This is a genomic window from Streptomyces sp. DvalAA-14, from assembly GCF_900091855.1.
Classification (GTDB): domain Bacteria; phylum Actinomycetota; class Actinomycetes; order Streptomycetales; family Streptomycetaceae; genus Actinacidiphila.
On sequence record NZ_FMCH01000580.1, the window covers coordinates 1 to 8,005 of the forward strand.

Sequence of the window (8,005 nt, forward strand, 5' to 3'; positions counted from 1 at the left end):
GCGCACACCGCCCGGCTGCCGACCCACCCGTGGTAGCCGTTGTCGCAGTCCGTCGCGGTCGGCAGCCGCCCCGACCCGGAGATCGGCAGGAAGCCCACCTCGCCGGCGCCCCCGGAGATGCCGCGCCGCAGCCGCCCGTCGAGCACCACGCCGGCCCCGACACCGCCGCCGATCCACAGCAGCACGAAGGTGTCGGACTCGCCGGCCGGCCGGTTGCGCTGCTCCGCCACCGCCGCCAGGTTGACCTCGTTCTCCAGCAGTACCGGCACGCCGAGGCGTTTGCGCACCTCGTCCACCAGGTCGCCGTGCCAGGCGGGCAGCGCGCCGGAGGAGCTGAGCCGCCCGGTCACCGGGGCGACGAGGCCGGGCGCGCCGAAGGCGACCGTGTGCAGCCCGGCGGTGGCGCCCGCCGCGCGGGCGGTGTCCGTCAGCAGCGCGATGCCGTCCTCGACGATCCGCTCCGGCGGCGCGTCCGGGGCCACCGGCATGACGGCGTGGGCGACGGTGCGCCCGAGCAGGTCGGCGATCTCCACCCCGATGCTCTCGATCCGCACATCGAGCCCGGCGACGTAGGCCCGGTGGGCGACGATCCCGTAGACCCGTGCGTTGGGTCCGCGCCGGGCCTCCCCCGCCTCGCCGACCACCTCGATCAGCCCGGCTTCCTGCAGCCGCTCCACCAGGTCGGCGACGGAGGGCCGGGACATCCCGGTGAGTTCCTTCAACTGCCCGGCGGTGAGGGGCCCTTCTTCCTGGAGCAGACGCAGCGCGAGCCGGTCGTTGATGGCGCGGGCGGTACGGGGCGACGCGTTGCGCCCGGGGAGCGCGCGGGTCACGGTCATGCGGGCGATCCTTCCAGACCGGAAAACTCCTTATCCTTCAGGGAGCCTTCCTGATAGTTTACGGCCCATGCAGAGCGTTGACGCCGCCGGGCGCGCCCCCGCTTCGGCCCGCCGGGCCCATGTGACCATCGCCGTCGCGTTCGCCGTGCACGGCGCGGTGAACGGCACCTTCGCCACCCGCATCCCCTGGATCAAGGACCATCTGCACCTGAGCGCCGGCCAGTTGGGCCTGGCCCTGGTCTGCCCGGCGCTCGGCTCGTCCCTGCTGATGCCGCTGGCCGGCCGGCTGATGCACCGGTACGGCTCGCGGGCCGCCCTGCGGCTGCTGCTGGGGCTGTTCTGCCTGCTGCTGCCGCTGCCGGCGCTCGCCCCCGGCCTGCTGTGGCTCTGCCTGGCGCTGCTGGTGTTCGGCGCCAGCGCCGGGATGACCGACGTGGTGATGAACGCGCTGGGCGTCGCCGTCGAAGAGCGCAAGGGCAAGTCGATCATGTCGGGACTGCACGGCATGTGGAGCCTGGGCACGCTGGTCGGCGCCGGTATCGGCGTCCCGGTCACCCATCTGGACATCGACGCCCGGATCCACCTGGGGGCGATGGCCGCGCTGCTGCTGACGGTGGCCCTGCTGATCTGCGCCACCGCGCCCGACCTGCGGCCGGGGGCGGACGAGAAGGCCCCGCCGCGGTTCGCGCTGCCGCCGCGCGCCGCGCTGGTGATCGGCGCCATCGGCTTTTGCGGCACCTTCGCCGAGGGCGGCAGCTCGGACTGGTGCGCGGTGTACCTGCGGGACATCACCCATGCCTCGCCGGCGATCGCGGCGCTGGCGTACACCGGCTTCTCGGCCGCGATGGTGACCACCCGGCTGCTGGGCGACTTCGCGGTCCGGCGGCTGGGCGCGGTGACCACGCTGCGGACCGGCGGGGTGGTCGCCACCGTCGGCGGCGCCCTGGTGGTGGCCTCGCACTCGCCGGTCACCGCCATCGGCGGCTTCGCGCTGCTCGGTGTCGGGGTGTCCACGGTGGTGCCGTTGTGCTTCGCGGCGGCCGGGCGGCGCGGGCCGGTGCCGAGCCAGGCGATCGCCGGGGTGGCCACCGTGACGTACACCTCGGGACTGATCGCGCCGGCCGCGATCGGGGGGATCGCCGGGGTGAGTTCGCTGACCGCGTCCTTCGCCGTTGTCACCGTGCTGGCGCTGGGGCTGGTGATCGGCGCGGGGGTGCTGCGGGCGCCGGCCAGGGCGGTGGTGGGCTCGCCGGCCGCCTCGGTGCCGGCTTCGGCGCCGGTGGACTGAGCGCCATCGGACCGGGGCCGCGGACTGACCCCGACGGGACCTGCCGTCGGGGACTCGGCGCCCGGCCGGACGCCGGGCCACGGAGGAGAAGGGGCCCGGCGGGCACGCACGGGGGAATCGAGCCCGCCGGACCGTGCGCACAACGGTAGCGGTCCGCCACGCTCTGTTGGAGCCGACGACAGCGGATTGGTGCCGCGCGAATACGCCATGGCACAGGCGCGCCGCCCACCAACCGCGCGGGGAACGGCAGTTGGCGAAAACCGGTCGCCGCCGGGCTGATATCAGCCGGGGGTCAGATCCTGCAGACCCACGACCCGCAGCAGGCGTAGCCGCTCGTACGACTCGGTGCCCGGCCGGGCGCTGTGGATGATCAGCCGCTGGTCGTGGCCGGCGCTCAGCAGCACCTCGCAGTCCAGGACCAGTTCACCGACCACCGGGTGCAGCAGGGTTTTCACGTCCGAGCGGCGCACCGCCACCCGGTGCTCCTCCCACAGCCGGGTGAACAGCGCGCTGTCGGACCGCAGTTCGGCCACCAGGGCGGCCGGCCGCGGGTCGTCGGGCCGGGCGGCGAGCACCGCCCGCAGACCGGCCACGTGGTTGCGGGCCAGCCGTTCGTGGTCTCCGGGCGGGAAGAGCGTCAGGGCCTCCGGGTCGGTGAACATCCGCCGGATCATGTTGCGCGCCCGCGGCGGCCGGGCCGAGATGTCGCCGAACAGGGCCGCCGCCATGGTGTTCTGCGCCAGGACGTCGCCGAAGTCGGTGACCACCTGGGCCGGGGTGTCGTGCAGCCGGTCCAGCACCAGCAGCAGCCCGGGCCGGATGTGGCCGCCGGCGCCGGTCTCCCGCGGCGGCTCCTCGCCCGACAGGTGGAACAGGTGGTCGCGCTCGTCGGCGCTCAGCCGCAGCGCCCGGGCGATCGCGGACAGCATCTGCCGCGACGGACGGGACCCGCGGCCCTGCTCCAGCCGCGTGTAGTAGTCCACCGACATGCCGGCCAGCTGGGCGACCTCCTCGCGGCGCAGCCCGGGGGTGCGGCGCCTGGCGCCCTCGGCCAGCCCCACGTCGGCGGGGGTCAGGCGGATACGGCAGCGGCGCAGGAAGTCGGCGAGTTCCGGTCGGTTCACATGCTCAAGGATGCGGCCGCGGGGTGTGCGGCGGCCAGCGGCTATCCGGGGAGCGCCACTCCCTGGATAAGGAGGTCTCTGCCGGTCCGCCGTTCGACGCCGCACGCTTGCAGCCGGCGGACGTCGTCCGCGGAGAGACCGAGGAGTGCAGCGATGAGAATTCTGGTCACCGGGTCGACCGGTGAGGTGGGCCGCCGGTTCGTCCCCCGGCTGCTGGCGCGGGCGGCGGGCGCCGGCACGGTACGGATCCTGGTGCGCGACCGGACCCGGGCCGAGGCGCTGACCCGGCTGGGCGCCGAGACGCTCGCCGGCGATCTGCGGGAGCTGGCCGACCTGCGCGCGGCCGTGGACGGGGTCGACGCGGTGGTGAACGTGGCGGCGTCCTTCCGAGGAGTGCCGGACGAGGATGCCTGGGCGGTCAACCGCGATGCCGCGCTCGCCCTCGGCCTGGCCGCCCAGGAGGCCGGGGTCACCCGTTTCGTGCAGGTCAGCACGAATCTGGTGTACGGCGCCGGGCACGGACGGCCGGCCGTGGAGGACGACCAGCCGCATCCCGGCTCCCCACTGGAGGGCGCCTACCCGCAGTCCAAGCGGGCCGCCGAGGCGGGTCTGCTGGCGCTGCACCGCGACAGCGGCCTCGATGTCCGGATCGGCCGGCTCGCGTACGTCTACGGTGAGGGCGACCCGCACCTGACGGCGGTCCTGCACCGGGCGGCGCACTGGCCGGCCCACCAGCGGATGATGATGGTCCACCACGCGGACACCGCCCAGGGTCTGCTGCGGCTGCTGTACGCGCCGGGGATCGCCGGCCGCGCCTACAACATCGCCGACGACGCCCCGATGACCGCGGTCGAACTGCACCAGCTGAACGGGGTGCCGGTTCCCGAGGGCATGGCGGACCGCCCGCTGCCCGATCCCTGGCACGGCATCGTCTCCACCGTCCGCATCCGTGACGAGCTGGGCTATCGCCCGCTGTATCCGTCGGCCTGGGCGGCGCGGGACGCCGGAGTGCTGTAGAGCCGGGCGCGGTGGCCCGGAGCGCGGCCGGGGGGCCGGGGCGCCGGAGCCCTGGCGTCCGTGCCGGGCCTGGCTTCACCCTTTCCGGCGACAGGGCGGCGCGCGGGCCGGCCGGCCGGGCGGCGGCTGGGAGGCTTGGCCCATGACGACGGCACGGCGCCCGGATCCCGCGGACGTGGGGCAGGTGCTCTCCCGGATGCGCGCGCTGAACTCGGTGCTCCCGCACGGCGACGGGGTAGCGGTCTTCAACCGGGTGTACCTGTCGGTCACCGAGGAGCTGCGGGCGCGGCTGGCCGCCCGGGCCTTCGCCGACGTGTACGCGGCCGGTGAGCTGGCGGTGCGGTTCGCCGGCCGCTATCTGGCCGCGGTCGAGGACGACCTGGCGGGCCGCCGTCCGCCCGCCTGCTGGCGCCCGCTGCTGCGGCTGCGCGCCCACCGGGGCATCCGTCCAATCCAGTTCGCCCTGGCCGGCATCAACGCGCATGTGGGACACGACCTGGCGCTGGCCGTGGTGGACACCTGCCGGGCCACCGACCGTGAACTGCGCACCCTGGAGGGCGACTTCGACCGGGTGGGCGAGGTGCTGACCGGGATCGAGGAGCGGGTCCGGGAGGAGCTGATGCCCGGTCCCGACGTGCTGGACCGGGCCGACCCGCTGACCCATGTGGTGGGCGCCTGGAGCCTGGAGCGGGCCCGGGACGCGGCCTGGGCGGCGGCCCGGCTGCTGTGGGCGCTGCGGGAGGCGGACGACGCCTACCGGGAGTGCGTGCTCCGGCTGGACGCGGGCGTCGGCCTGGTGGGGCGGTTCCTGCTCACCCCGCTGGGCGACTGACGCCCACCCGGCGGCCGTTCCATGGGCGCCGCCCGGGGGCGTCGGGCGGCAGGCGGTCAGTCCTCGGCCAGCAGGACCGGCGCTATCGCGTCGTAGACGTCGCCGGGCCCGGGGTTGCCCGGATCGGTCGCCCCGCCGAGGTGGTGCAGGACGCCCCACACCGCGTTCAGCGCGGTCTGCACCGCGCCCTCGGCCCACCCGGCGGTCCAGGACACGTCGTCGCCGGCCAGGAACAGGCCCCGCTTGTCGGCCGGCAGCTCGTCCTGCATGAAGTGGGTGAACAGCCGCCGCTGGTAGCGGTAGTGGCCGGGCAGATTGGCCTTGAACGCGCCCATGAAGTAGGGCTCGTTCTCCCAGGAGACGGTGACCGGGTTGCCGATGATGTGCTTTCTGATGTCCACGCCCGGATAGATCCCGCCGAGCGAGGTGAGCATCACTTCCATCCGCTCGTGCGCGCTCAGCGGCAGCCACTTCAGGCTGTCGTCGCACCAGGTGTAGGACAGGCAGATCGCGGCCGGCCGGTCCGGGCCGTCCTCCAGCAGGTAGGTGCCGCGGGTCATCCGGTCGGTGAGTGTCATCGACATCACGTCCCGGCCGGTGCGCGGGTCGACGTCCCGCCAGAACGGCCGGTCCACCGGTACGAACAGCTTGCTGGACTCCATGTAGTGGGTGCGCTCGACGGCCGTCCAGTGGTCGATCGGGAGCAGCGACTCGTCGCAGGCGATCTTGGACAGCAGCATCCAGCTCTGCGCGGTGAAGACCGCGGCGCGGTAGCCGCGGATGTCGCCGGTGGCGTCGGTGACGGTGATCCGGTTGCCGGCGGTGCGGTGCAGCGCGGTGACCGCCGGACGCGGCCGCCCGCCGTGCAGGGAGCGCAGCGAGGTGCCGCGCGGCCAGTGCAGCGGCTTGTCCGGGGCCCGTTCCCACAGCCGCTGGGGCAGCTGCTGGCTGCCGCCGACGATGCCGCGGTGGTCGTCGTCGGCGCCGGTGTAGACCACGCGCAGGATCTCCAGGATGGAGTTGGGGAAGTCGGTGTCCCAGCCGCCGGTGCCGAAGCCGACCTGGCCGAAGATCTCGCGGTGCCGGAAGGACGCGAAGGCCGGGGAGTCGCACAGGAAGCCGTAAAAGGTCTGGTTGTCGAGCCGTGCCACCAGCGCCGACCACAGCGCGCGGATCCGGGGCACGTCCCGGGTGCGCAGGGCGTGCTGCATCGCGGCGAAGTCGGCGCCGTCCTCCAGGCAGGTGTTCCAGGCGCGCATCACCTGGTGGAAGACCTCGGGCAGGTCGTCGACCGAGGTCGCGTAGTGCGTCTGGCCCTTGAGGTCCACCACGGTCGACGGGGTGCCGGGCGCCAGCGGGTTGGGGAACGGCCTGGTCTCCAGGCCCACCAGGTCGACGTAGTGCTGGAAGGCGGTCGAGGACGGCGGGAAGCGCATCGCGCCCATCTCGGCGGTCAGCCCGGGATCGCAGCCGTCGAAGCCGACGGTCCGCAGCCGGCCGCCGATCCGGTCGGCCTCGTACACCACCGGCCGGAGCCCCATCTTCAGCAGCTCGTACGCGGTGACCATTCCGGACAGGCCGCCGCCGATCACCGCGATCTCGGTGCCGTGCTCGGTCGCCGGTACGGCGCCCAGGCCCGCCGGGTGTGCCAGGTGGTCGTCGTAGGCGAAGGGGAAGTCGGGGCCGAACATGGTGATGGGCGGCTGCGCCTGCGCCTCGATGTGCTGCTCGTCGTGGACGGCGGTGGGCACGGACGTCATGGGGCGGTTCTCCTGGCGGACGGCGGTGCGGTGGGGGCGGCCAGGCAGCCGTACAGCTCCGGGCGGCGGTCGGTCAGGTACGGGGTCTCGGCGCGGGCGGCGCGGTTGGCCGCCGGATCGGCGTCGGCGACCAGCAGATCGGCGCCGGCCCCGCCCCGGGCGCGCACCACGCCGTCGGGTCCGGCCAGGCAGCTCAGCCCGGCGAAGTCGTAGCCGCCCTCGGGGCCGCAGCGGTTGGCGTAGGCGATGTGCAGCCCGTTCTCGAACGCCCTGGCCGGCACGAGGGTGTGCGCGACGAATTCGTACGGCCGCATCAGCGCGGTGGGCACCGCCAGCAGTTCGGTGCCGGCCAGCGCGTGCGCCCGGACGGCCTCGGGGAACTCCACGTCGTAGCAGATCAGCAGGCCGACCCGGATGCCGTCCAGCTCGGCCTGGACGACGGGGTCGGCGCCCGGGGTGAAGGCGTCGCGCTCGAAGGTGCCGAACAGGTGCGCCTTGCGGTAGGCCGCGAGCGGTGTGCCGTCCGGTCCGATGAACCGGGCGGTGTTGAACACGTCCTCGCCGTCCCGCTCCGGGCTTCCGTAGACGATGCCGATCCGGTGCCGGGCGGCGATCCGTGCGACCTGCTGTTCGGCGGGCCCGCCGGCGGCCTCCGCCAGCCGCGCCCAGTGTCCGCCGGGCGCGTAGCCGGTCAGGAACAGCTCGCTGGTGACCAGCAGCCGCGCCCCCTGCCCGGCGGCCCGCCCGGCGGCTTCGGCGAGGACGGCCAGGCTCTCCGCGACGCTGCCGGGGGTGCCGCCCGGGCCTTGCAGCAGCGCGGTGCGCAGCGGCGCCATGGAGCCTCTTTCGCCTGGTCAGCCGGGTTGTGTGGGGACCCCCCGACGCTACGTCCGGTGGCCGGGCGGCGGCAAGGCGCGATCATTGCGGCCCGGCAGGCGATTCGTTGCGTGCTCCGGTCCACAGCGGCGATTCGTTGCGCGGCACCGCCCCGAGCCGGTCCGGCGGTGCGCGTCGGGCCCGGGCGGGGTGCTCGCGGGGCGGCTCCGGCCGGCCCGCTGCCGCGGGCCGGCCGGAGCCGTTTCGGGTGCCGGGCCGGAGGCCGCCCGTCCTCAGCGGAAGCGCGGGTCGTCGCGGCCCTCGTCGCC

Annotated in this window: 7 protein-coding genes; 3 read left to right on the forward strand and 4 right to left on the reverse strand. The window is 74.6% G+C overall.

Annotated elements, in window-relative coordinates; genetic code table 11:
- On the reverse strand, positions 1-839 hold an 839-nt coding region (locus GA0115240_RS31400), incomplete at its 3' end, for an ROK family transcriptional regulator (RefSeq protein WP_107407243.1).
- Positions 840-906: 67 nt separating this feature from the next.
- On the opposite strand from GA0115240_RS31400, the gene GA0115240_RS31405 reads away from it, so the two are divergent.
- Positions 907-2,127 (forward strand): MFS transporter, encoded by a 1,221-nt coding sequence (locus tag GA0115240_RS31405; RefSeq protein ID WP_093742000.1) that lies wholly within the window; start codon positions 907-909, stop codon positions 2,125-2,127.
- A gap of 281 nt (positions 2,128-2,408) precedes the next feature.
- Here the strand turns inward: GA0115240_RS31405 and GA0115240_RS31410 are convergent, their stop codons facing one another.
- The gene (locus GA0115240_RS31410; protein WP_093742002.1) at positions 2,409-3,251 is read right to left on the reverse strand and encodes a helix-turn-helix transcriptional regulator; all 843 of its coding nucleotides are present in this window, start codon (positions 3,249-3,251) and stop codon (positions 2,409-2,411) included.
- A gap of 153 nt (positions 3,252-3,404) precedes the next feature.
- Here GA0115240_RS31410 and GA0115240_RS31415 point away from each other — a divergent pair, with 153 nt between their 5' ends.
- Both GA0115240_RS31415 and GA0115240_RS31420 read left to right on the forward strand, forming a co-directional pair.
- Positions 3,405-4,268, forward strand: a complete 864-nt coding sequence (locus GA0115240_RS31415; protein WP_093742004.1) for an NAD-dependent epimerase/dehydratase family protein — start codon at positions 3,405-3,407, stop codon at positions 4,266-4,268.
- Positions 4,269-4,410: 142 nt separating this feature from the next.
- Positions 4,411-5,100 carry a DUF5995 family protein gene (locus GA0115240_RS31420; protein ID WP_093742006.1) on the forward strand — a complete coding sequence of 230 codons (690 nt, stop codon included), beginning with the start codon at positions 4,411-4,413 and terminating at the stop codon, positions 5,098-5,100.
- A 56-nt stretch (positions 5,101-5,156) separates the two neighbouring features.
- Here the strand turns inward: GA0115240_RS31420 and GA0115240_RS31425 are convergent, their stop codons facing one another.
- Both GA0115240_RS31425 and GA0115240_RS31430 read right to left on the reverse strand, forming a co-directional pair.
- Complete coding sequence (locus GA0115240_RS31425) at positions 5,157-6,860, reverse strand: flavin monoamine oxidase family protein (RefSeq protein WP_093742008.1); 1,704 nt, start codon at positions 6,858-6,860, stop codon at positions 5,157-5,159.
- A complete protein-coding gene (locus GA0115240_RS31430) occupies positions 6,857-7,696 on the reverse strand; it encodes a carbon-nitrogen hydrolase family protein (RefSeq protein ID WP_093742010.1) in 840 nt (279 codons plus the stop codon). The genes GA0115240_RS31425 and GA0115240_RS31430 overlap by 4 nt, the downstream gene beginning before the upstream one ends.
- Positions 7,697-8,005: the final 309 nt, after the last annotated feature.

What these genes read in the sequence shown, in the direction of transcription:
- GA0115240_RS31420 (WP_093742006.1), top strand. Translation starts at nt 4,411, where the DNA reads ATGACGACGGCACGGCGCCCGGATCCCGCGGACGTGGGGCAGGTGCTC.
- GA0115240_RS31430 (WP_093742010.1), bottom strand. Translation starts at nt 7,696, where the DNA reads ATGGCGCCGCTGCGCACCGCGCTGCTGCAAGGCCCGGGCGGCACCCCC.
- GA0115240_RS31405 (WP_093742000.1), top strand. Translation starts at nt 907, where the DNA reads ATGCAGAGCGTTGACGCCGCCGGGCGCGCCCCCGCTTCGGCCCGCCGG.
- GA0115240_RS31425 (WP_093742008.1), bottom strand. Translation starts at nt 6,860, where the DNA reads ATGACGTCCGTGCCCACCGCCGTCCACGACGAGCAGCACATCGAGGCG.
- GA0115240_RS31415 (WP_093742004.1), top strand. Translation starts at nt 3,405, where the DNA reads ATGAGAATTCTGGTCACCGGGTCGACCGGTGAGGTGGGCCGCCGGTTC.